Genomic DNA, 21,299 nt, shown 5'->3' on the forward strand with positions numbered 1-21,299 from the left:
CAACTTCTGGTCCGTACCAAGGTATTGACGCCCCCTTATCTCACTCCTTAAATCAAGTGGCGACACCTTCACCCCCCACCTCGGTCGGCGCACCCGTCCATCGGGCCGCCGTACGGAAGGGAGCACGATGGCCTCCCCACGCCTGCTCCGCACGTGTCTGCTCGCCGCTCTGTCAGCCGCCCTGGTCGCGTCCGCCGCGATCGGCCCCGCGCAGGCGGAACCGCCGGACGTCGCGCCCGCGGCGGTGACGTTCTCCGACAGCTTCGACGGGCCCGCCGGTGCCGCGGTCGACTCGTCGAAGTGGCAGATCGAGACCGGCGACAACGTCAACAACCACGAGCGGCAGTACTACACCTCCGGCAACAAGAACGCGGCGCTGGACGGCCAGGGCCACCTGGTGATCACGGCCCGGCGCGAGAATCCGGCCAACTACCAGTGCTGGTACGGCACTTGTCAGTACACCTCGGCCCGGCTGAACACCGCGGGGAAGTTCACCGCCCAGTACGGGCACATCGAGGCGCGCCTGAAGGTGCCACGCGGGCAGGGCATGTGGCCCGCGTTCTGGATGCTGGGCACGCCGGTCAACTGGCCGGACTCGGGCGAGATCGACATCATGGAGAACGTCGGCTTCGAGCCCTCGACCGTGCACGGCACCCTCCACGGCCCCGGCTACTCCGGGTCGGGCGGCATCGGCGCCGCCTACTCCCTCCCGAACGGGCAGGCCTTCGCGGACGCCTTCCACACCTTCGCCATCGACTGGGCGCCCGACTCCATCACCTGGTCCGTCGACGGCAACGTCTACCAGCGGCGCACACCCGCCGACCTGGGCGGACGGACCTGGGTGTTCAACAAGCCGTTCTTCCTCATCCTGAACCTGGCGGTCGGCGGCTACTGGCCCGGCGACCCGGACGGCTCCACCGTCTTCCCGCAGCAGCTGGTCGTGGACCACGTCTCGGTGACCACCGGCGACTCGCCCGCCGGCGGCGCGGTCAGGGGGCTGGCCGGGAAGTGTGTCGACGTGGCCGGGGCGAACGCCGCCAACGGCACTCCCGTCCAGCTCTACGACTGCAACGGCACCGCCGCCCAGCAGTGGAGCGTGGGCTCGGACGGCACCCTCCGCGCGCTCGGCAAGTGCCTGGACGCCACCGGCAACGGAACCGCGGACGGCACGACCGTCCAGCTGTGGGACTGCACCGGCGGCCCCAACCAGAGATGGACCGTCACCGCGGCGCGCGACATCGTCAATCCGCAGGCCGACAAGTGCCTGGACGTGACCGGCAACAGCTCGGCCAACGGCACCCGGCTGCAGATCTGGACCTGCACGGGCGCGGCCAACCAGAAATGGACGGTCGGCTGACCCTAGTGGTGGTGCCAGGTGAACTTGTCGCCGCCCACCCAGCGGACCACTTCCGGGTCGTCCAGGTCGTGGACCGTGATGCCGAAGGCGGCGGCGGTCTCCAGGACGTCGGTGATGGCCCTCGCCATCCCGACGACCACACCGTCGATCTCCATGATGCGGAACGGAGGCGTGCCCGGCTGAACCCCGAGCACCATGATCCGCGGGTGTGACATGTGCGGGCTCGCGATTTCGGTCATGCATAGAGCGTAGAGCGCAACCCGCGTCAACGAATCCTTCAGGCCATCGACGAATTCTTCAGGCCATCCAGGATTCCCGCAGCCGGGCCGCGCGGACGGCGCCGTCCGCCGCCGTGCGGGGGCGGCGGCTCCGGGGAACCCTGGAGGAGGAGGTGGCGATGGAACCCGTCGACGCGCTGAACCGGATCGCCTTCCTGTTGGAGCGGTCCCTTGCGCCGACGTATCGCGTACGTGCCTTCCGTACGGCGGCCCGGGTACTGGCCGGGCTGCCCGAGGACGAGGTGCGGGCGCGGGCGGAGGCCGGGACGCTGGAGTCGCTGCGGGGCGTCGGCCCGAAGACGGCCCAGGTGGTGCGCGAGGCGCTGGCCGGTGAGGTGCCCGGCTATCTGACGGACCTGGAGGGCAGGCCCGCGGCCGCGCCGCCCGAGGGCGGACGCGAGTTGTGGGAGCTGCTGCGCGGGGACTGCCATCTGCACTCCGACTGGTCGGACGGCGGCAGCCCGATCGAGGAGATGGGCCGGACGGCGGCCGAGCTGGGGCATGAGTGGGCGGTGCTGACCGACCACTCGCCGCGGCTGACCGTCGCCCGCGGACTGTCCGCCGAGCGGCTGCGCGAGCAGCTGGAGGTGGTGGCGGAGCTGAACACGACCTGGGCGCCGTTCCGGCTGCTCACCGGCATCGAGTGCGACATCCTCGAGGACGGCACCCTCGACCAGGAGCCCGAGCTGCTGGAGCGGCTCGACGTCGTGGTGGTGTCCGTGCACTCCAAGCTGCGGATGGACGCGGCCGCGATGACCCGCCGAATGGTCGCCGCCGTACGCGACCCGCACGCGGACGTCCTCGGCCACTGCACCGGCAGGCTGGTCACCGGACGAGGCCGGCCGGAGTCCGAGTTCGACGCGGACGAGGTGTTCGCCGCGTGCGCCGAGTCCGGGACGGCGGTGGAGATCAACAGCCGGCCCGAGCGGCTGGACCCGCCCCGGCGGCTGCTGCGCCAGGCCCTGGCGGCGGGCGTGCTCTTCTCCGTCGACACCGACGCACACGCGCCCGGTCAGCTCGACTGGCAGCGGTACGGCTGCGCGCGGGCCGAGGAGTGCGGGGTGCCCGCCGAGCGGGTGATCACCACCTGGAGCGCCGACGAGCTACTGGCCTGGACGCACGAGCGGTGAGTTCCGGGCGTGACAGAGGTCACCGCGTATCGCGGCAATCCCAGGAACACCCACCGGTAGTTTCCCGTTGAACCAGCCGTGGGTGCGGATGGGACAGTGTCCCCGGGCCTCACCTTTTGCCCACAGGGACGATCGTTCGGCTGAAGCCCTGTGGAGCGTTTCGCCGAGAGGCGACCGCCATCCGCGCCCACGATTGACCGCCCCGATCGGAATCCCCCGTCCGGTCGGGGCTTTCCTTTTGCCCATGGCCTTGTTCGCCTTTGGCTTTGTTTGCCTTTGGCTTTGATCGAGGCGCCGCTTGACTTCGAGAGCGCTCCAATTCGTAGCGTTCCGGGACATGAGCACTGCACAGCACAAGATCGGCTCCGGCTTCGGGGCCACCAGCACCGCCGACGACGTCCTCGCCGGCACCGACCTGACCGGAAAGCTCGCGATCGTCACCGGCGGCTACTCGGGCATCGGCCTGGAGACCACCCGGGCCCTCACCAGGGCCGGCGCCCGCGTCGTCGTCCCCGCACGTCGCCCGGAGGATGCCCGGGAGGCACTGGAGGGCGTGCCGGGCGTCGAGGTGGACGAGCTGGACCTCGCCGACCTGGAGAGCGTCCGCGGCTTCGCGGACCGGTTCCTCACCTCCGGCCGCACCGTCGACTTCGTCATCAACAGCGCCGGTGTCATGGCGTGCCCCGAGACGCGGGTCGGGCCCGGCTGGGAGGCCCAGTTCGCCATCAACCACCTCGGTCACTTCGCCCTGGTCAACCGGCTGTGGCCGGCCCTCGAACCCGGCGGCGCGCGGGTCGTCGCGGTGTCCTCCGGCGGACACCATCTGACCGGCGTGCGCTGGGACGACGTCCACTGGCAGCAGGGATACGACAAGTGGGCGGCCTACGGGCAGGCCAAGACCGCGAACGTGCTGTTCGCCGTCCACCTGGACCGGCTCGCCGAGAGCGTCGGCGTCCGCGCCTTCGCTCTGCACCCCGGCGCCATCCTCACGCCGCTCCAGCGGCACATGGCCCAGGAGGAGATGGTGGAGCGCGGCTGGATCGACGAGAACGGCACCCCGCTCAACCCCGAGGGCTTCAAGAGCCCGCAGCAGGGCGCGGCCACGCAGGTCTGGGCGGCGACCTCGCCCCAGCTGGCCGGTCTCGGCGGCGTCTACCTGGAGGACTGCGAGGTGGCCGAGCCCGCCCCGGCCGACGGTGCGATGCGCGGGGTGAAGGACTGGGCCGTCGACCCCGAGCAGGCGGCGCGTCTGTGGGAGCTGTCGGCGGAGCTGACGGGCGTGAACGCGTTCACCTCGTAGCGCGCCGCGTCGGGAGCGTGCGGGCATCCCCGGACGGGTACTCGGAGGCTCCCGTCCCACCGCCGAGAGGAGCCGCAGGTGAGCAGCGAACCGGCGCACAGGGTCGTCGTCACCGGCGCCACGGGCAATGTCGGTACGAGCGTGGTGCGGCTCCTCTCGGAGGATCCCGAGGTCGGCTCCGTCCTGGGGCTGGCCCGCCGGATTCCCGACTGGTCGCCGCCGAAGACGGACTGGGCAGCGGTCGACCTGGCGCAAGAGCGGGCCGATCCAACGGACCTCTTCGAGGGTGCGACCGCCGTCGTCCATCTGGCCTGGGCGTTCCAGCCCACGCACGATCCGGCGGTGACCTGGCGGACGAACGTGCTGGGCAGCATCCGCGTGTTCGAGGCGGTGGCCGCGGCGCGGGTGCCTACCCTGGTGCACGCGTCGTCGGTCGGCGCGTACTCGCCGGGGCCGAAGGACCACGCCGTGGACGAGTCGTGGCCGACGCACGGCTGGCCCGACGCCGCGTACTGCCGGGAGAAGGCTTATCTGGAGCGGGCGCTGGACGCCTTCGACCGGGCCCACCCCAAGGTCCGGGTGGTGCGGATGCGGCCGGCCTTCCTGTTCAAGCGGGAGTCGGCGAGCGAGCAGCGCCGCATCTTCGGCGGCCGTTTCCTGCCGGGGCCGTCGGTGCGTCCCGACCTGCTGCCGTTCCTGCCTGACATCCCGGGACTGCGGGTACAGGCCCTGCACACCGACGACGCGGCCAGGGCGTATCAGCTCGCCGTGAAGTCCAACGTCCGTGGTGCCTTCAACCTCGCTGCGGAACCACCGGTCGACGCGGAGCTGCTGGGCGGCATGCTCGGCGCCCGCCCGGTCCGGCTGGCGCGCACGGCGGCCCGCTCGGCGATCGCCGCCGCGTGGGGGCTGCATCTGCTGCCCGCTTCTCCGCACCTGTTCGACGCGGTCCTCCGGCTGCCGCTGATGGACTGCACACGCGCCCGTACGGAACTGGGCTGGCGTCCGGACCGCACGGCGACCGAGGTGCTGGAGGAGTTCCTGGAGGGCCTCCGGCACGGCGCGGGCGCGTCGACCGAGCCCATGCGGGGCCGCAAGGTGGGCTGACCCCGCACCGAGCGGACTCTCACCGGGTGGACGTCGCTCAGCCGGACGGCTCCTGAGGTGCCGGATCTTCGGAAGGGGCCGTGCCCGACTGCTGCGGAGCGCCGTGCCGGCCCGTGCCCGCCTCGTCCGTGTCGGGGACGTCGTCGGCTTCGGTGGTGTCGTCCACCGGCTCGACGGGCACCTCCCACGGGTCCTCGCCCGTGTCCGCCTGCTGGTCCGGCAGGTCCCGCGGTACCGGCTCGCCGGTCCGGTCGGGCGCCTCGCGACCGTTGTCGGCCATGGTGCACCTCCCTGGCATCGTCCGAGCGTCCCGCGAGTACCGCCTGGCACACCGGCGAAACGTCAGGGCGCCACCCGCTCGGCGAGGGAGTCGTCCCGAGCGGAGGCCGGGTCCTCGGGCGCCGGCTCGGCACGTCGGCCGCCGCGCGCGAAGAAGTCGGCCAGCGGCAGGATCGCGGCGCCGACGGTGACCGCGTCCGGGCCGAGCCGGCCCAGGTCCACGGTGACCTTCCGGGCCGGATGCCGCAGGGCGTACGCGGCCGCGTGCCGGCGTACGGCGGGCAGGAACCGGGTGCCGAGCTGGAGACCCGCCCAGCCGCCGATCAGGATGCGCTCGGGCTGGAAGAGGTTGATCAGGTCGGACAGGCCGGCGCCCACGTACTCTGCCGTCTCCTCCAGTACGGCGAGCGCCCCCGAGTCGGCCGCCTCGCCCTCGGCCGGATACGCGCCGGCCAGCATCGCCGCCAGCGCGGTCTCCTCGTCGGCATCCTCCGGCACGCTCCCGCCGCCCTCCTCACGCCAGCGTTCCAGCAGCGCCTCCGCGCCCGCGTAGGCCTCCAGGCAGCCGAGCGCACCGCACCGGCAGCGGCGCCCCCTGACCCGTACCGTCAGATGGCCCCACTCGACTGCCCGCCCCTGCTCCACCTCGGGAGCGACCAGACAGGCGCCGACGCCGGAGCCGAAGAGCACGACGATCGCGCTGCGGGCGCCGCGTCCGCCCCCGAACCACATCTCGGCCTGGCCGAGGGTCCTGGCGCCGTTGTCGATGAAGTACGGGACGTCGTCCGGGAGTCGGGAACCGTCGCGCAGGAGCCGCTCCAGCGGCACCGCGTCCCAGCCGATCGTCTGCCCGTGCACCACGGCACCGGTCCGCGGCGTGTGTTCGACTATCCCGGGGACACCGATCCCGACGCCGAGAAGCCGCTCGGGTCCGATGCCGGCGCCCTCGAGGACCTCGGCGACGCCGTCGCGCACATGGCCGACGATGCCGTCCACCTCGTACCGCGCCTGCGCCAAGGGCCGTTCGGCGCGGGCGAGTTCGGTGAGCGTCAGGTCGAACAGCCCGATCCGCACCCGGGTCTCACCGACGTCGACGCCGACCATGTGGCCGCTGCCGGGAGCCACGCGCAGCAGGATGCGCGGGCGGCCGCCGTCGGAGTCGACGCTGCCGGCCTCCTCGACCAGGCCGTCGGCGATCAGCTCGGCGACGACGTTGCTGACGGAGCCGGAGCTGAGCCCGGTCGCCGGGCCGAGTTCGAAACGGCTGAGGGGGCCGTCGAAGTAGAGGCGCTGCAGCACGGCCGTGCGGTTGCCCCGTCTGAGGTCCCGTACCGTGCGCCCGTTCCGCCCCGCCATGCGGCTCCCTTCGGACCAGCCCTGTTCCACCCCGTTCGAACCGTCCCCATTGTGACCTACGACCTGAGGTCCTCGATCTCGGCCAGCCCCGCCACCAGCTGCGGCGCTACCGTCTCCTGCACCCGGCGCTCCTGTGCGGCGTCGGCCGCGCGCGGGACCGTCTCGGTGAGCATGATCAGGTAGAGGTAGCTGCGGTAGAGGGCCAGGCGCAGGCGGGCCGGTGCGTCGAAGTCGGTCCGCCCTCCGGCCTCCCGGTAGCCCGCCAGGAACGCCTCGTCCGTCTTGATGTCCCCGAGCAGCGCCAGGGAGACGAAGTCGGCCAGGGGGTCGCCCCAGAACATGCGCTCCCCGTCGATGAGGCCGCCGATCCGGGCCTGTCCCGACGCACGGTCCACCAGGATGTTGCCCTGCCACAGGTCGAAGTGGACCAGACGCGGAACGGTGACCTCGTCCAGCGCGTCGTAGCCGGTCCGGAGCGTGCGGGCGACGTCGTCCGCGGGGCGTGGCAGCCGGGCGCCGTAGCGGCGGGCGTCGTCCAGGACGGCGTCGAGCATTCCGGTGAACGCCGTGCGCCAGTCGGGGGCGAGCGGGCCGAGGGCGCCGGACGGATAGCCGAAGCCCGGCCCGGTGATGGTGTGCAGGCGGGCGACCTGGCGGCCCAGCTCCGTGCGCAGGGCCGTCTGTTCGCCGGCGGTGAGCGAGCCGTTCCAGGGTTCGCCCGGGCAGGCGGTCATCAGCAGGTGGCCGCCGATGGCCACGACGTGCGGGGTCCGTACGTCCGCCTGCGCAGCCGCGCGGTAGAACTCCGCCTCGGACACCAGGAGATCGCTCTCGTGGGTCAGGCCCGGGACGGTCGACGGGGGCGGCACCTTGAGCACGTACCGGCGGCCGTCGGTGAGGAGCAGTTCCTCGACCGTGTTGTAGGTGCCCCCGGACAGCGGGCGCAGGTGGGCGAGGTGTCCCGGCGCTATGCCCGCCGCGTCCAGGACCTGCCTGGCCCGTTCCCAGGAGTCCACCACCGTGCGCCCACCCCTCCCCTGTCGGTCAGCCGGCCGCGTACACGTCCTCGACGTAGCGCCCGTCCGCGATCAGCCCGTCGAGCCACCGCCCGGCCACCGCTTCGTCGGCGCCCGGCGTGCGCTCCCGGTACAGCGTACGGAACGCCTCCCGCACACCCGGCGCCATTCGCGAGCCGTCCCCGCAGACGTATACGCGGGCGCCCGCGCCGAGCAGTTCCCAGACCTCGTCGGCCTCGGCGGCGATGCGGTGCTGCACGAAGGTCACCCCGTCTTTCGGAGCGGCGCTGAAGGCCGGGCGGAGCGAGACGGCACCGGCGGCCTCGGCGGCGTGCAGTTCCTCGGCGTGCAGGAAGTCGGCGTCGGGGGCGTCGCAGCCGAAGTAGCAGAGGGCGGGGGCGAGTTCGGCGCCGGCCGCGAGGGCGGCCGTACGGTCGGCGATCGCGCCGCGGAAGGGGGCGAGGCCCGTGCCCGCCGCGACCATGACGACCGGGGTCGAGCCGTCGATCCGGAAGACCTCCCGGCACGGCTGGACGCGGGCGTACACCGTGTCGCCGGGCTCGACGGCGGTGAGGTATCCGGATCCGGTGCCCCGGTAGGTGCCCTTGCCGGAGCGTGCGGGGGCCTGGAGCAGGGAGATCATCAGGTCCGCGTGGCCGGGGTCGGCCGCCGGCGAGGAGGAGATCGAGTAGTGGCGGGGGCGCAGCGGGGTGAGCAGGTCGAGAAGCGTCGGCCAGTCCAGGGCGCCGCGCAGCGCCGGGAAGTCCTCGATCACCTCGACCAGGGTGCGCGGGTCGTCGGTCAGGTTCGCCAGCGCCATGCGCTCCGGCGGGCAGGGGTTGGCGGCTGCGAGGACGGAGAGCTGGGCCGCGCTCGGACGCTCCTGCAATTCGACGAGGTGCGTGAGGAGTTGACGTACCGTCAAGGGTCGGTCCACCGCGAGGCCGTCGCGGCGTGGGCGGGTGGCGCGGATGTCCAGGACGGTGTCGAGGTCCACGGCGAGTGCGGCGGCGGCACGGTCGACGAGGTCGGGGGCGTTGGCGGGCAGGACGGTGAGGTGGTCGGCGGTGCGGTAGGTGACGCCGTCGGGCAGGGCGACGCGGACGAGGCGTTTGCGGCGCGGGTAGCCGGGGGCGGTGAGGTCGTGCGCCTCGGCCACCGTCATGGGGACGTGCCCGTGCCGTTCGGCGAGGGCGTCCAGGGGGCCTCCGGTCAGGGTGCGGACCTCGTAGGCCGCCGTGGGCTCGTCGATCCCGTCGACGGCTCGCGCGTCCGGGTCGCCGTACCGCTCCAGGAGGGCCGTGCGGAGCCGGGCCGTGAAGTCCCGTACCGCGCCGGTCAGGTCGCCGGAGGCGTCGGCGGCGGCCCGGTCGAGTAGGCGGGTGGCGCCGAGTTCGGCGAGACGGTCGTCGAAGCGGGTCGGGACGTGCTGGTAGGTGGCGGCCCAGTTGCGGTCGCCGACGCCCAGGACGGCGTAGGTGACGTCCGTCGCGTCGTCCGCCTCCTCCAGCCAGGCGGCGAAGGCGGTGGCGTCGTCGGTGGGGCGGCCGTTGTAGGAGGCGGCGGTGATCACGACCGGGCGGTCGGTGGGCAGGCCGCCGACGTAGGCGTCGAGAGGCGCGACCTGTGTCTCGCAGCCGATCGCGGCGGCCTCGTGGGCGAGCTGGGCGGCGAAGTCGCGGCAGGTTCCGTAGTTGCTGCCGTGCAGGAACAGGGCGCTGGTGCCGGGGCGGACGCGGGCGGGCAGGGCGGCCGTGTCGGTCACGGCTTCCGTGGTCGCGGGGGCGGCGCCGGGCAGCGGGGTGTGCCGCCGGTCGGCGGGGGTGCGCGGGGCCAGGGTGAGGGTGAAGCCGTCGGGCTTGAGGGTGAGGGTCTCCTTGATGCTGAGGCGGTAGTCCGCGTGGTCGCGCAGCCGGTAGCGGTGGACCAGCATCGCCAGCAGCATGGTCGCCTCGTGCAGCGCGAACTGCCGCCCGATGCAGGCGCGTTCACCGGTACCGAAGGGCTTGAAGGCGTGCACCGAGCGGGCCGCCTCGGCCTCCGGCGTGAAGCGGGTGGGGTCGAACAGCTCGGGGTTGTCGCCCCAGACCGGCTGTCGGTGCAGCATCGGCGCGAGCACGGTGACGGACTGCCCGGCGCGCAGCGGGACACGCCCGCCCAGCATGGTGTCCTCCAGGGCGTGGCGGCTGAAGGCGGCGGCCGTGGGCCACAGCCGCAGTGCCTCGTTGAGGACCTGGCGGGTGTAGGTCAGCTTGCCGACCTCGTCGTACGTCGGCTCGGGGTCGGCCTGCTCGCCCCACAGCTCGTCGACCTCTCGCTGGACCAACTGGAGTGCGGTCGGGTGCTTGGCGAGGTAGTACAGCGCGAAGGACATCGCGCCGGAGGTCGTCTCGTGGCCGGCGATCAGGAAGGTGATGACCTGGTTGCGGATGTTGGCGGCGTCGAGGGTGGTGCCGTCGGCAGGGTGCTCGGCGCTGAGCATGAGCCCGAGCAGATCGTCGGCGTCGCGCTGGTCGGTGCCCGCCCGGGAGGCGATGACGTCGTCGACGACCTGGGCGAGGTAGGCGGAGTCGTCCCGGAAGGCCGAGTCGGCCGCCGAGTGGTCCTCGCCCGGGACACGGGCCAGGCGGTACATGCTCCACTCCAGGCAGCGGACCATCGCCTCGACGAAGGGGTGGGGCTCGGCCCGCTCGAAGGAGCCGAAGTCGTAGCCGAAGCCGGCGAGGCCGATGGTGTCGAGGGTCATGCGGGTCATGTCGTCGGGGACGTTGACCGGCTGTCCGGCGCGGGCGTCGCGGTCCCAGGACGCGATGAGCCGCCGGGCCACCTTCAGCATCACGGGGTGGTAGGTGCGCATCGAGCCGAGCGCGAAGGCGGGCATGAGGATGTCGTGCGCCTTGGCCCAGTTCGGTTCGTCGTTGTACGCCGTGAACAGGCCGTCGGCGGCGAACTCGCGCACGTTCTCCAGGGCGGGCCCGACGTGCTTGGCGAACCGCTTCTCGTCGGCGAGGTCGGCCACCAGGTCCAGGTCGGCGGTGAACAGGACGTCCCGCCCGTGCAGCCGCCGCACGAGTACCGGCCCGTGCTCCCGCATCAGCTCCATGACCTGCTGGATCGGGGTGCGGCCGGGGCCGACGGCGGTGATGTCGACGACGGGGACGTCGGGGCGGGTGTCGGTGGTCTGCGGGTGCGGCGCGGTGGGGGGCATGGCGCGACAACTGCCTTTCGCGGTACGGGAGAACTGCGATCCAGCGTGATCGACCTGCCCCGGCCGCCCGCACCCCGGCACTACATGATTGTGTAGTGCATGGAGGTACGTCGCTCTTGCGTCGAGTGACCGGAGGTGCTGGTGGACTGGTCCCGCCCGGAGGCCGTGGTGTGGCGCAACCGCGCCCTGCTGGTCTTCGACCGTGTCTCGGTGCCGGTCGCGGTCTGTGATGTGTACGGCGCGGTCCAGCTGGCCAATCCCGCGATGGCGGCGGAGTGCGGTACGACCCCGGGGCGGTTGCGCGGCCGGGACGTGCTGGAGCTGTTCCGGCCGCAGGAGGCGACCCAGGTGGAGCGGATCGCCGAGGCGCTGCGGCTGCGGCACCGCTCGCGGTACCAGGTGTCGGTGCGCTGGCAGGCGCCCGACGGTGCGGAGCGGTACGGGGAGCTGACGGCGGACCCGGTGAGCGACACCGTGGAGGAGACGCCGGCGCTGCTGGTGATGCTCCGGGTCCTGGGCGAGCGCGAGGCCCGGGAACGCAGGCCCGTGCAGGCCTCGCCGAAGGAGGCGCGCATCCTGGCCCTGCTCGCCGGGGGCGCCACCACCGCGCGGGCCGCCCATGAGGCCGGCCTCACGGTGGACGGCGTGAACTACCACCTGCGGCGCCTGTCGGCCCGGTGGGGCGCGGCGAACCGTACGGAACTGGTCGCCCGTGCCTATGCGCTGGGGGTGCTCGCCCCCGGGGTGTGGCCGCCGACGCCAACGGTTGCGGAAGCGGAGTAGGCCACTCCCTGGCCCACCGGCGCGCCGAACCGGAAGGCCCACGTGTGGCGTTCCCGGCGCCGCGCGGGTCGACAGGCCGGGCGAAGCGCACGCCGGTTCGGCAGCGCCCTGAAGGGGCGCGGGGAACCGCGCGACCAGCCACGATGGTGCCGCAGCCGAATGACGGCACAGGGCACCTCCAGCGCAGCGCCCTGCTCGTCCGCCTCGGCGGCCGCGACGAGACGTATGCCGGCGGCCGCTGGTGCGCGGCAGCGTCGTCGTACGCACCGCCGAAGATCCGGCTGGCCGCCCCTTCGGAAGAGGCCGCGACATGCCGCGGCGCCGCCCGGGCCCGCGGCGCCCCGGCAAGGCCGAAATTCGCTGGCTCCCCCTCAACTGGCTGCCTACCCTAGCTCTTAACCTAGTGCCTCTAGGTTTCACGGATCGACGCCCATCAGCCCCTGGAGACCCCCATGAAGTCGCTCACCGAGCAGGACATCCGCAACTCCTTCATCAACTGCTCGAAGGGGGAGGCCAAGCGCCTGTCCGTACCGCGTGATCTCGACGAACGCCCTTGGGACGACCTCGACTTCCTCGGCTGGCGGGATCCGGGCGCGCCCGACCGCAGCTATCTGGTCACCGAGCGGAAGGGGCGCCCGGTGGGCGTCACCCTCCGCTTCCCGTCCTCGCAGCGCGGCTTCCTGCACCGCAGCATGTGCTCCCTGTGTCTGACGACGCATCCTGGCGGCGGCGTTTCCCTGATGACGGCACGCAAGGCGGGCGTGGCGGGCCGCGAGGGCAACTCGGTCGGCGTGTACATGTGCACCGACCTCGCGTGTTCGCTGTATGTCCGCGGCAAGAAGTCCCTGGAGTCCGGGACCCGCTTCGAGGAGAGCCTGACGCTGGAGGAGCAGATCGCCCGGACCGCGGGCAATCTGGCCGCCTTCGTCGACAAGCTGTACGTCTGAGGGCGGGCGCCCCTCACAGGTCCCGCAGCCCGGACGCCTCCACCTGGTGCAGATGGATCAGGACGTCGTGGCTGCGGGCGAGCGCGATGTCGTGCGGGCCGTCCGGGTAGGCGGTGCCGATACTGCGCGTCGGCCGGGCCTGCCCGGTCATCCGGTCAAGGGGGCGCAGATCGCCGGTGCTGCCGCCCGGCTCGACGGACCGCAGCGGGTGGGCGGCGCGGTCGAGCGCCTCGACGACCGTGGTGGTGCCGGCCGGTGTCGCCGCTGCCGGGATGCTGGTCGTCAGGGCGGCGAGGATGATGAACAGGGTCAGGGCTAATACCGTCTATGCCGTTTCATGATCCAAGACTTGCGCTCCGAGGCGGGCGGGGGCCATCCGGCGGTCCTCCGTCCCCGGAGGCGGACAACCTCGGGGTGGCGGCGGGGGTTTTCCTCAGTCCGGGACCGATCCGACCCGCAGTCCCGGACCGATGAACCACCCGGCCTCGCGCGGGTGTCCACGATCACCAGCCCGCCCCCTTGCCGTACTCCGGCCGCTGCGATCACTCTGGGGTGCCTTGCGGACTGTTACGGTCCGCAAGCGGTGTGTCGGCAGCATCTGTGACAGTGGAAAGGGAACGGCCCGAGGATGCCAGACGTACGTGAGGGGACGGCGTTCCAGGAGCGGCTCGCGAAGCTGCGCCGGGATCCCGTGGTGGTCCAGACGCTGCGGTCGGCGGCCGCGGCGACGATCGCCTACGTCATCGCGCTGCGCCTGAGCCCGGAGGCCGCGCCGCTGACCGCGCCCCTGACCGCGCTGCTGGTCGTCCAGGTCACGCTGTACGCCACGCTCACCAACGGCATCCGCCGGGTGAACTCCGTGGTGGCCGGCGTGCTGGTCGCCATCGCCTTCAGCCTCCTGGTGGGTCTGACCTGGTGGAGCCTGGCGCTGCTGATCGTGGCCTCGCTGGTGGTCGGGCATCTGGTGCGGGTCGACGAGTACGTGCCCGAGGTGGCGATCAGCGCGATGCTGGTCCTCGGCGTCACGACCGTCGGGGACACGGCATGGGCGCGGATCCTGGAGACACTGATCGGCGCGGTGGTCGGGCTCGGCTTCAATCTGCTCCTCGCGCCGCCGGTGTGGGTGGAGGAGGCCGGTGAGTCGCTGGAGGGACTGGCCCGCCGGCTGCGGCAGTTGATGCTGCGTATCGGCGAGGAAGCCGCTGGACGCCAGCCCTTCGAGCAGGCCGCGGCACGGCTGCACGAGGCGCGCCGGCTCGACCACGACATCGTCGAGGTGGACGCGGCGCTCAAGCAGGCCGAGGACAGCCTGCGGCTCAATCCGCGCGTGCGCGACAGCCTGCTGCACCGGGTGGTGCTGCGCACCGGACTGGACACGCTGGAGATCTGCACGGTCGTCCTGCGGGTGCTCGCCCGCACCCTCACCGACCTCGCGAAGGAACGCGAGCCCGAGCCGCTGTTCGCGAAGGAGACGGGCGTCGTCGTGGAGCAGCTGCTGTCCGAGATCGCCGACGCGGTCGTCAGCTTCTCGGTGCTGGTCACCACGCACGTCAGCAGCAACGCCGACGCGGCCGAGTCCCGACTGTCCGCGGAGTTGCGCACGGCCGTGGGCACCCGCGACAAGCTCGCCCTGCTGCTGCGCGAGGAGGCCGAGCGCGAGAGTGGGCACTGGCAGTTGCACGGCGCATTCCTGACCGAGGTGAACCGCATCCTCGACGAGCTCGACACCGAGCACCGCTCGCGTCGCCTGCTGGAGGAGCTGGACCGGGTGTCGCAGGAGCAGCGGGTGCGGATGCCGCGCCTGACCCGGCTGCGCGAGCGCATGGGCGTTCAGGAGCAGCTGTGGCGGAACCGCACCGGCATCACCGAGCGTTCTCGGTAGGGACGCCGGGACGGGGCCGGCGCCTGATGCGAGGGAGCGCGCCGATGGCCGACACGACCGTACGGATCGACGGAAACACGCTGCGGCTGCCGGGCGGTGTGGCGGTGCGGTTCATCCGTACCCTGCGGCTGCCCGAGTCGGGCACGCATCCGCTGCCGCCGGGGCTCGGCGAGTTCCCGGTCCGGCGGGTCGCGGACTACGCGGACACGGTTCCCGAGGCGTGGCGGGCGCGCGGCGGTGTGATGCTGCCGGTGTATCTGCGCGAAGCGATGTGGCTCAGCTTCGGCGGGACCACGGAGCCCGCCGCACTCCAGGTCGGGGTGGGCAAGGTGTGCGCCGTCTCTGGGAAGCCGTGGAGCGACCGGCTGTCCCGCAAGCCGCAGAACTACGTCGTATTGCCCCGCCAGCCCTGGCTGGACGGCATCAACTCCGGGAAGGGCACGGTCCGCCAGTTCGTGGCGGTGCCGCTGGGGCTGGGCGCGACCGTCGAGGGCCAGGTCACGGGCGAGGAGGTCTGGGGCGGCATTCAGCTGCAGTCGTTCCCGCTGGCGGAGCCCCGGCTGGCCGAGTGGCGTGCGCAGGAGCGGCGCCGGGCGGAGCTGGCGCGGGCCGTCGCGCCGTCGGGCGGTTTCGGTGCCGCGATGCCCATGGCGGCACCGGCTCCCCAGGGCGCGGTTCCGGCTCCGGCCGCAGCTCCGGCGGGTCGGCGGTCCCGGGCCGCCGCGGCGATGGGCCTGGGCGTCGGCGGCTCGATGCGGCAGGAGGTCTACGAGGACGACCGCCCGCTCGCGGACTGGGCGGACCGCCCCGCCGGACGGGTCTTCGTCCACCTGGTGACGCCTCCGGAGTGGCGCCGCATCACCGGTGAGGCTCCCCCGCCGTCGCCGGTGGACCGGGCGGCGTACACACGCGCGGGGCTGCCCTGGTTCGACTACTACGACCAGGACGCCGAGGATCTCGCCCCCACGGACACGCTGGAGTCGGTGAAGCCGGTCGGCGACTGGCTCGGCGACGACCACGAGCCCTGGCAGGCGCCTACGCCGGGCCAGGTGCTGCCGCTCAAGGACGCGCAGGGCAAGCCGGTGGAGGACGGCGACTGGTAGTCCTGGGGCATCACCCGCCGAACAACCCCCGCGAACCAAACCACCAGACCGTTGCACCATATGCAATGACCGTTGCTCTTCTTGCGCTCGGCGGGTGATCCACGCCAAGGTTGCTGTCGCGACCACGACGACCGACGACCTGAGGTGTGGACATGGGCAGTGGTGGGCTGAGCAGGCGCCGATTCGTCGGCACCCTGGCGGGATCGGCCGCCGGCGTGACGGTCCCGGCGGCCACAGCGTGCGACGACGCGCCCGCACCGGCGGACACGGCGGACACAGCGACCTCCGGCGCGACGACACCCGAGGCGCGTCCGAGCGCTCAGTCCGAGAGCCGCAAGCCCTCCGGCCCGCGCCCCCTCTACCTCGGCACCTACACCTCCGTCGAGGGCGGCGGCACGGGCATCGGCCTCGCCACCTACGACCCGGTCACGGGCCGCATCACCGGCACCGGGACGATCACCGGCGTCGCCGACCCGTCGTATCTGGCGCTGCACCCCGACGGCCGGACTCTGTACGCGGTCAACGAGCGCGAGGACGGTGCCGTGACCGCCGTCCGCCTCGCCGACCGCAAGGTTCTGGGGAGCCGCGACACCGGCGGTGCGGCGCCCTGCCATCTGTCGGTGCATCCGAGCGGGCGCTGGCTGCTGAGCGCCAACTACGGCGCGGGCAGCGTGGCCGTGCACCCCATCGCTTCCTCGGGCGCGCTCGGGGAGCGCGCCGACCTGGTCACGCACTCCAGTCCGGCGCCGGGACCGGGCCAGGAGGGCCCGCACGCCCACCAGTTCGTCACGAGCCCCGACGGCGGCCACGTCCTCGCCGTCGACCTGGGCACGGACACCGTGTACACCTACCGCCTCGACCAGAAGGCGGGCACGCTGACCGAGGTCGCGCGGGCGCAGACCGAGCCGGGGGCGGGCCCGCGTCATCTCACCTTCCACCCGGGCGGGCGGTACGCCTACCTGGCCAACGAGGTCGACAACACCGTCGCGGTGTGCGCGTACGACGCCGGCACGGGCCGGCTGACGATCGGCGAGAAGCAGTCCACGGGCACGGGACCGGGCACCAGCTATCCCGCGCAGATCGTGGTGACGAAGAACGGCCGGTACGCCTACCTCGCCAACCGGGGCGACAACAGCCTCGCGCGCTACGCGGTGGAGGCGGACGGCGCCCGGCTCCGGCTGCTCGACACGGTGCCGGTGTCCGGGGACTTCCCGCGGCAGCTCGCCCTCTCACCGGAGGGCACGCTGCTGTTCGCGGCCAACCAGCGGTCGAGCACCGTCAGCGTCTTCCAGGTCGACGAGGACAACGGTGAACTGCGGCTCGCGGGCGAGCCGTTCGCGTCACCCGTCGCCGTCTGTGCGCTGCCGCTGTAGAGCGCGGGGGCAGGAGGCGGCGCTAGCCTGGGCGAGCAGGACGTGCATGCGCTCGGTGAGCTGTGCGACGTCGTCGGCGGGCCGGTGGAAGGCCAGTCGTACGTCTGCCTGGGCGCGGGCGCGCTCGATGCGCAGCGTCAGTCCGTGCCGGTCGACGGCGAGGGGCTGAACGCGCACGGCGCCGTGCAGGCTGTCGGACTCGACGAGGCGGGTGAGCCGCTCGACGGCGTCCGGATGGCAGTCGGCGAGGTGGGAGAGCAGCCGGGCCTCGGCGGTGGCGAGCGGGTCGGGCGCGGCGGCGGCGAACTCGTCGAGGTCGACGACCACGGCACCGGACGGCAGGCGCAGCACCGCCCGCGTCGCCTGGAAGGCGAGCCTGCCCTCCTCGGGGGTGAACCAGCCGGACAGCCAGAGCCGGGCGCGGATCCGCCCCCGCACCGGCACGGGCGCGACGTCGGCGAACTCCAGGACGGCGGACGGCTCTCCGCGGGGTGCGCAGATCGCCGCCGTGACGAGCACACTGTCCTCCGGGACGTCCAGCAGGACGCGGCCGTCCTCGGTCACGGTGTGCGCGCCGACGAGTTCTTCGCGGCAGCCCTCCGCGGTCACCGCGCAGGACCACGCGGCGGCAAGCACCGACCGGGCACGTTCCGCCGCGGAAGGCGCGGCCGCCCAGGTTTGGCTGTCACCCATCCCATACCTCCTTAGGTAAGCCTTGCCTAACCTATCGAAGATCGAGCCGCACGCCAACCGGACCAGGCGATCCTGTGCGATCTCTTGGGATGCACTCAGGAAGCGATGACGCCCAGCAGCGCGCGGGCGCACAGGTCGCGCACCTGCTCGCGGGAGAGCTCGCCGTCCCTCAGCCACTCCAGACAGACGGCGGTCGTGAACGCCAGCCAGCCCCGCACGGCGAGCCGGACGTCCGGCCGCTCCTCGAAGACGGGGCCGAACTCGGGGTCCGCCGCCATCGCCGCCAGGATCTGCTTCTCCTGCGCGGCCAGGGCGCGTTGGTAGACCTTGCGCACGGACTGGTCGCCGGCCGCGTCGGCGCGATGGAAGGCGCGGTAGCCGTGGGCGTGGGCCTGGACGTACTCCAGATACGCGTCGAGACCCGCGGCGAGTTGCTCGCGCACCGGGACGCCGGGCACCGCGGCCGTCATCCGCAGCATGCGCTCGCTCTCCCGCTCGACGACGGCCGCGAAGAAGTCCCGCTTGGTCGGGAAGTAGTGGTAGAGCAGCCCGCGTGAGACTCCGGCGATCTCGGCGACCTGCTCGATCCACACGTCGTCGTACGGACTCTCCGAGAACAGCCGCGCCCCGACCGCGAGCAGTTGCTCACGTCGCTCCGCGGTGCTGAGCCTGCGGCGGGTGCGCTCGCCCTGGTTCGCGGCCATGCCCGCACTTTACTTGACGTGGATTCAACGGCGGGACCAGACTGAACGCGTTATTGAACCCACGTACAAATAGCGCTGCGTCGCATGGTGTCGCCGGATCGAGGGAGATCGCGTCATGGCGGAGACGACGACCGGGAACGGGCTCCCGAGGGGGTTCCGCAGCGCGGAGCAGGGCTGGCCGGAGCTGCACCGCATACCGCATCCCCCGCACCGGCTCCCGCTCCTCGGCGACATACTCGGAGCCAGCAGGCGTACGCCGCTGCAGGACTCCCTGCGGTACGCCCGGGAGCTGGGGCCGATCGTCCGGCGCAGGGCGTTCAACAGGGAGTTCGTGTTCCTGTGGGGCGCCGGACTCGCGGCCGACATGGCGGACGAGTCGCGCTTCGCCAAGCATGTGGGGCTCGGCATCGCCAATCTGCGGCCGGTCGTCGGGGACGGCCTGTTCACGGCGTACAACCACGAGCCGAACTGGCAGTTGGCGCACGACGTCCTCGCCCCGGGTTTCAGCCGGGAGGCCATGGCGGGCTACCACCCGATGATGCTGGCCGTGGCCGACCGGCTCATGGACCACTGGGACCGCGAACTGGCGGCGGGCCGGACCGTGGACGTGCCCGGCGACATGACCAAGCTGACCCTGGAGACCATCGCGCGCACCGGTTTCGGGCACGACTTCGGCTCCTTCGAGCGTGCCCGTCCGCATCCCTTCGTGTCGGCGATGGTCGGCACGCTCACCTACGCCCAGCGGCTCAACACCGTGCCGTGGCCGTTCCTGCTCCGGCGTGCCGCGCGCGGCAACCAGGCCGACATCGCCTACCTGAACCGCACGGTCGACGAGCTGGTCCGGGCCCGTACGGCGGGCGGTCCGGGGGACGGCGACCTGCTGGACCGCATGCTGGAGACGGCCCATCCGGAGACGGGCGAGCGGCTCTCCGCACAGAACGTCCGACGCCAGGTGATCACCTTCCTGGTGGCCGGCCACGAGACGACCTCGGGCGCCCTCTCGTTCGCCCTGCACTATCTTTCCCGCCACCCGGAGGTCGCGGCCCGCGCCCGCGCCGAGGTGGACGGCGTCTGGGGCGACACCGCGGTGCCCGGCTACGACCAGGTGGCCCGGCTGCGCTACGTACGCCGCATACTCGACGAGTCACTGCGGCTGTGGCCGACGGCGCCCGCCTTCGCCCGGGAGGCCCGCGAGGAGACCGTGCTCGGCGGGGCCCACCCGATGCGGCGGGGCGCCTGGGCGCTGGTGCTCACGGCGATGCTGCACCGCGATCCCGAGGTGTGGGGCGCGGACGCCGAGCGGTTCGACCCGGACCGCTTCGATCCGAAAGCCGTACGCACCCGTCCGCCGCACACCTTCAAGCCGTTCGGGACCGGGGCGCGGGCCTGCATCGGGCGCCAGTTCGCGCTGCACGAGGCCACGCTGGTGCTGGGTCTGCTGCTGCGCCGCTACGACTTCCGGAGCGACCCGGCCTATCGGCTGCGGGTGACGGAGCGGCTGACGCTGATGCCGGAGGGGTTGCGGCTGCGGCTGGAGCGGCGGGCCACGCCTGTGGCATCCGTCCCCTCCCCCGCCGTCGAGGACGCGCCGTCAGAGCTGCGCTGTCCAGTGCACCGGGCGGCCGACTGACGCCGGCAGCCGGGTGCCCGCGCTGCCGCGGGCCGCGTTCAGCTGGGGCTGGGTCAGGAAGAAGGCGCCCGTCAGATCGGCGTCCGTGAGGTCGGTGTCGCGCAGGTCGGCGCCGATGAGGTCCGCCCCACGCAGGTCGGCACCGGACAGGTCGGCGGCGATGAGATAGGCACCGCGCAGATTCGCGCCGCGCAGGTCGGCGCCCTTCAGCCGGGCGCCGATCAGGTCCGCGCCCCGGCGGTTCTGCTTGCGGCCACCCATTCCGGCCCGGGCCAGCTCGCTGGTCTTGAGCAGGAGCACGTTGACGTCCTGCCGGTGCGCGGCCACATCCAGCGCCGCGAGGTCCTCCGGAGCCTGCCGCGTGAGCTCCTCGGTCTTGTCCAGGAGGGCGCGCAGCTCGGCGTGCAGGGGACGGGCGGCGGGCAGGGTGAGCGCCTCGGTCAGGTACCAGAGCAGTTCGTGGAGCTGGCGGACGACCGGGAAGACGTCGAACATCCGCCGGGCCTGCGCGCGGGAGCCCGTGCGCCAGTCCTGCCCGGCGAAGGTGACCTGCGAGACCTTCTGTCCGGCGCCGAAGCAGTCGTAGACCGTGCAGCCCGTGAAGCCGCTCTGCCGGAGCCGGGCGTGGATGCCGCAGCGGTGGTCGTCCTGGAGGTTCCGGCAGGGCGTCCCGGCGTCCTTGTCGAGCGCGAAGTCCGCCGAGGCGGTGAAGGGCAGCGCGACACAGCACAGCCCGAAGCAGTTCGCGCAGTCTCCGCGCAGGTCGGTGAGGTGGCCGGGGTGATCTTGCATGCCCCCCAGCCTAATGTCCGCCCTGCCACGAAAACTCACCGATGAGTTCTGGGCGCTGTGGGGGTCCTCTCATACAACGGAAAACAAACTCGGCTACCACTGGGATACGACCCGACGAAAGCAGGAGCACCGACCCGCGAACGAACCCCAGGGAGACGTCATGTGCAGCCACCAGCCCCCGTGCCCCACCGCCGACAGCCCGGACCATCAGACCGCCGTGATCACGTCGGCCCACCCCGAACAGGGCTGGAGCCTGCTGTGCAACGGCACCATCGTCTTCGACGACACCGGTGAGCTGCTGCCGGACGGGCGGGTGGTCGGCCCGCACCGCACCGTCGGCGCCCTGGCCGTGGCCGCCTGA

Annotated in this window: 20 protein-coding genes; 11 read left to right on the forward strand and 9 right to left on the reverse strand. The window is 72.5% G+C overall.

The window, feature by feature from the left end:
- Nucleotides 1-127: 127 nt before the first annotated feature.
- The gene (locus ABD932_RS36125; protein WP_345019561.1) at nt 128-1,357 is read left to right on the forward strand and encodes a ricin-type beta-trefoil lectin domain protein; all 1,230 of its coding nucleotides are present in this window, start codon (nt 128-130) and stop codon (nt 1,355-1,357) included.
- Nucleotides 1,358-1,359: 2 nt separating this feature from the next.
- Here the strand turns inward: ABD932_RS36125 and ABD932_RS36130 are convergent, their stop codons facing one another.
- Nucleotides 1,360-1,596, reverse strand: coding sequence for a hypothetical protein (locus ABD932_RS36130; protein WP_345019563.1), 237 nt, complete (start codon nt 1,594-1,596; stop codon nt 1,360-1,362).
- Between the two features lie 158 nt (nt 1,597-1,754).
- Between ABD932_RS36130 and ABD932_RS36135 the strand changes: the two genes are divergently transcribed.
- The 3 genes from ABD932_RS36135 (at nt 1,755) to ABD932_RS36145 (ending at nt 5,172) form a co-directional block, all read left to right on the forward strand.
- Nucleotides 1,755-2,765: a PHP domain-containing protein gene (locus ABD932_RS36135; protein WP_345019565.1), complete on the forward strand. Its 1,011-nt coding sequence runs from the start codon at nt 1,755-1,757 to the stop codon at nt 2,763-2,765.
- A gap of 337 nt (nt 2,766-3,102) precedes the next feature.
- The gene (locus ABD932_RS36140; RefSeq protein WP_345019567.1) at nt 3,103-4,065 is read left to right on the forward strand and encodes an SDR family NAD(P)-dependent oxidoreductase; all 963 of its coding nucleotides are present in this window, start codon (nt 3,103-3,105) and stop codon (nt 4,063-4,065) included.
- Nucleotides 4,066-4,143: 78 nt separating this feature from the next.
- Nucleotides 4,144-5,172, forward strand: coding sequence for an SDR family oxidoreductase (locus tag ABD932_RS36145; protein ID WP_345019569.1), 1,029 nt, complete (start codon nt 4,144-4,146; stop codon nt 5,170-5,172).
- 37 nt (nt 5,173-5,209) lie between these two features.
- On the opposite strand, the gene ABD932_RS36150 is transcribed toward ABD932_RS36145, so the two are convergent.
- From ABD932_RS36150 to ABD932_RS36165, 4 genes are all read right to left on the reverse strand, one after another.
- The gene (locus tag ABD932_RS36150) at nt 5,210-5,452 is read right to left on the reverse strand and encodes a hypothetical protein (protein WP_345019571.1); all 243 of its coding nucleotides are present in this window, start codon (nt 5,450-5,452) and stop codon (nt 5,210-5,212) included.
- A gap of 62 nt (nt 5,453-5,514) precedes the next feature.
- Nucleotides 5,515-6,807 carry an ROK family transcriptional regulator gene (locus ABD932_RS36155; RefSeq protein ID WP_345019573.1) on the reverse strand — a complete coding sequence of 431 codons (1,293 nt, stop codon included), beginning with the start codon at nt 6,805-6,807 and terminating at the stop codon, nt 5,515-5,517.
- Nucleotides 6,808-6,863: 56 nt separating this feature from the next.
- Nucleotides 6,864-7,826, reverse strand: coding sequence for a phosphotransferase family protein (locus ABD932_RS36160; protein WP_345019575.1), 963 nt, complete (start codon nt 7,824-7,826; stop codon nt 6,864-6,866).
- A gap of 25 nt (nt 7,827-7,851) precedes the next feature.
- Nucleotides 7,852-11,031, reverse strand: a complete 3,180-nt coding sequence (locus ABD932_RS36165) for a cytochrome P450 (protein WP_345019577.1) — start codon at nt 11,029-11,031, stop codon at nt 7,852-7,854.
- 141 nt (nt 11,032-11,172) lie between these two features.
- Here ABD932_RS36165 and ABD932_RS36170 point away from each other — a divergent pair, with 141 nt between their 5' ends.
- A complete protein-coding gene (locus ABD932_RS36170) occupies nt 11,173-11,814 on the forward strand; it encodes a PAS domain S-box protein (protein WP_345019579.1) in 642 nt (213 codons plus the stop codon).
- Nucleotides 11,815-12,266: 452 nt separating this feature from the next.
- Nucleotides 12,267-12,761 (forward strand): FBP domain-containing protein, encoded by a 495-nt coding sequence (locus ABD932_RS36175; protein ID WP_345019580.1) that lies wholly within the window; start codon nt 12,267-12,269, stop codon nt 12,759-12,761.
- A 13-nt stretch (nt 12,762-12,774) separates the two neighbouring features.
- Here ABD932_RS36175 and ABD932_RS36180 read toward each other — a convergent pair whose 3' ends face one another.
- Nucleotides 12,775-12,912 carry a hypothetical protein gene (locus ABD932_RS36180; protein WP_345019581.1) on the reverse strand — a complete coding sequence of 46 codons (138 nt, stop codon included), beginning with the start codon at nt 12,910-12,912 and terminating at the stop codon, nt 12,775-12,777.
- 477 nt (nt 12,913-13,389) lie between these two features.
- Between ABD932_RS36180 and ABD932_RS36185 the strand changes: the two genes are divergently transcribed.
- The 3 genes from ABD932_RS36185 to ABD932_RS36195 all read left to right on the forward strand — a co-directional run bounded on the left by ABD932_RS36185 (nt 13,390) and on the right by ABD932_RS36195 (nt 17,119).
- Complete coding sequence (locus tag ABD932_RS36185; protein WP_345019583.1) at nt 13,390-14,643, forward strand: FUSC family protein; 1,254 nt, start codon at nt 13,390-13,392, stop codon at nt 14,641-14,643.
- Between the two features lie 44 nt (nt 14,644-14,687).
- Nucleotides 14,688-15,746 carry a hypothetical protein gene (locus tag ABD932_RS36190; RefSeq protein WP_345019585.1) on the forward strand — a complete coding sequence of 353 codons (1,059 nt, stop codon included), beginning with the start codon at nt 14,688-14,690 and terminating at the stop codon, nt 15,744-15,746.
- Nucleotides 15,747-15,898: 152 nt separating this feature from the next.
- Nucleotides 15,899-17,119, forward strand: a complete 1,221-nt coding sequence (locus tag ABD932_RS36195) for a lactonase family protein (protein WP_345019587.1) — start codon at nt 15,899-15,901, stop codon at nt 17,117-17,119.
- Here ABD932_RS36195 and ABD932_RS36200 read toward each other — a convergent pair.
- Entirely contained in the window at nt 17,087-17,812 is a 726-nt protein-coding gene (locus ABD932_RS36200; RefSeq protein WP_345019589.1) for a DUF2470 domain-containing protein, read from the reverse strand. The two genes, ABD932_RS36195 and ABD932_RS36200, sit on opposite strands and share 33 nt — an antisense overlap.
- Before the next feature lie 95 nt (nt 17,813-17,907).
- Nucleotides 17,908-18,516 (reverse strand): TetR/AcrR family transcriptional regulator, encoded by a 609-nt coding sequence (locus ABD932_RS36205; RefSeq protein ID WP_345019591.1) that lies wholly within the window; start codon nt 18,514-18,516, stop codon nt 17,908-17,910.
- 115 nt (nt 18,517-18,631) lie between these two features.
- On the opposite strand from ABD932_RS36205, the gene ABD932_RS36210 reads away from it, so the two are divergent.
- A complete protein-coding gene (locus tag ABD932_RS36210) occupies nt 18,632-20,146 on the forward strand; it encodes a cytochrome P450 (RefSeq protein WP_345019593.1) in 1,515 nt (504 codons plus the stop codon).
- Here ABD932_RS36210 and ABD932_RS36215 read toward each other — a convergent pair.
- Complete coding sequence (locus ABD932_RS36215; RefSeq protein WP_345019595.1) at nt 20,108-20,938, reverse strand: pentapeptide repeat-containing protein; 831 nt, start codon at nt 20,936-20,938, stop codon at nt 20,108-20,110. The genes ABD932_RS36210 and ABD932_RS36215 overlap by 39 nt on opposite strands.
- A 160-nt stretch (nt 20,939-21,098) precedes the next feature.
- On the opposite strand from ABD932_RS36215, the gene ABD932_RS36220 reads away from it, so the two are divergent.
- Entirely contained in the window at nt 21,099-21,299 is a 201-nt protein-coding gene (locus ABD932_RS36220) for a DUF5999 family protein (RefSeq protein WP_345019597.1), read from the forward strand.

Origin of the sequence: Streptomyces shaanxiensis, from assembly GCF_039537145.1 — a bacterium.
Taxonomy (GTDB): domain Bacteria; phylum Actinomycetota; class Actinomycetes; order Streptomycetales; family Streptomycetaceae; genus Streptomyces; species Streptomyces shaanxiensis.

Coding starts and splice junctions, on each gene's coding strand:
- ABD932_RS36125 (WP_345019561.1), top strand. CDS start 128: ATGGCCTCCCCACGCCTGCTCCGCACGTGTCTGCTCGCCGCTCTGTCA.
- ABD932_RS36130 (WP_345019563.1), bottom strand. CDS start 1,596: ATGACCGAAATCGCGAGCCCGCACATGTCACACCCGCGGATCATGGTG.
- ABD932_RS36135 (WP_345019565.1), top strand. CDS start 1,755: ATGGAACCCGTCGACGCGCTGAACCGGATCGCCTTCCTGTTGGAGCGG.
- ABD932_RS36140 (WP_345019567.1), top strand. CDS start 3,103: ATGAGCACTGCACAGCACAAGATCGGCTCCGGCTTCGGGGCCACCAGC.
- ABD932_RS36150 (WP_345019571.1), bottom strand. CDS start 5,452: ATGGCCGACAACGGTCGCGAGGCGCCCGACCGGACCGGCGAGCCGGTA.
- ABD932_RS36155 (WP_345019573.1), bottom strand. CDS start 6,807: ATGGCGGGGCGGAACGGGCGCACGGTACGGGACCTCAGACGGGGCAAC.
- ABD932_RS36165 (WP_345019577.1), bottom strand. CDS start 11,031: ATGCCCCCCACCGCGCCGCACCCGCAGACCACCGACACCCGCCCCGAC.
- ABD932_RS36175 (WP_345019580.1), top strand. CDS start 12,267: ATGAAGTCGCTCACCGAGCAGGACATCCGCAACTCCTTCATCAACTGC.
- ABD932_RS36180 (WP_345019581.1), bottom strand. CDS start 12,912: ATGACCGGGCAGGCCCGGCCGACGCGCAGTATCGGCACCGCCTACCCG.
- ABD932_RS36185 (WP_345019583.1), top strand. CDS start 13,390: ATGCCAGACGTACGTGAGGGGACGGCGTTCCAGGAGCGGCTCGCGAAG.
- ABD932_RS36190 (WP_345019585.1), top strand. CDS start 14,688: ATGGCCGACACGACCGTACGGATCGACGGAAACACGCTGCGGCTGCCG.
- ABD932_RS36195 (WP_345019587.1), top strand. CDS start 15,899: ATGGGCAGTGGTGGGCTGAGCAGGCGCCGATTCGTCGGCACCCTGGCG.
- ABD932_RS36200 (WP_345019589.1), bottom strand. CDS start 17,812: ATGGGTGACAGCCAAACCTGGGCGGCCGCGCCTTCCGCGGCGGAACGT.
- ABD932_RS36205 (WP_345019591.1), bottom strand. CDS start 18,516: ATGGCCGCGAACCAGGGCGAGCGCACCCGCCGCAGGCTCAGCACCGCG.
- ABD932_RS36210 (WP_345019593.1), top strand. CDS start 18,632: ATGGCGGAGACGACGACCGGGAACGGGCTCCCGAGGGGGTTCCGCAGC.
- ABD932_RS36215 (WP_345019595.1), bottom strand. CDS start 20,938: ATGCAAGATCACCCCGGCCACCTCACCGACCTGCGCGGAGACTGCGCG.
- ABD932_RS36220 (WP_345019597.1), top strand. CDS start 21,099: ATGTGCAGCCACCAGCCCCCGTGCCCCACCGCCGACAGCCCGGACCAT.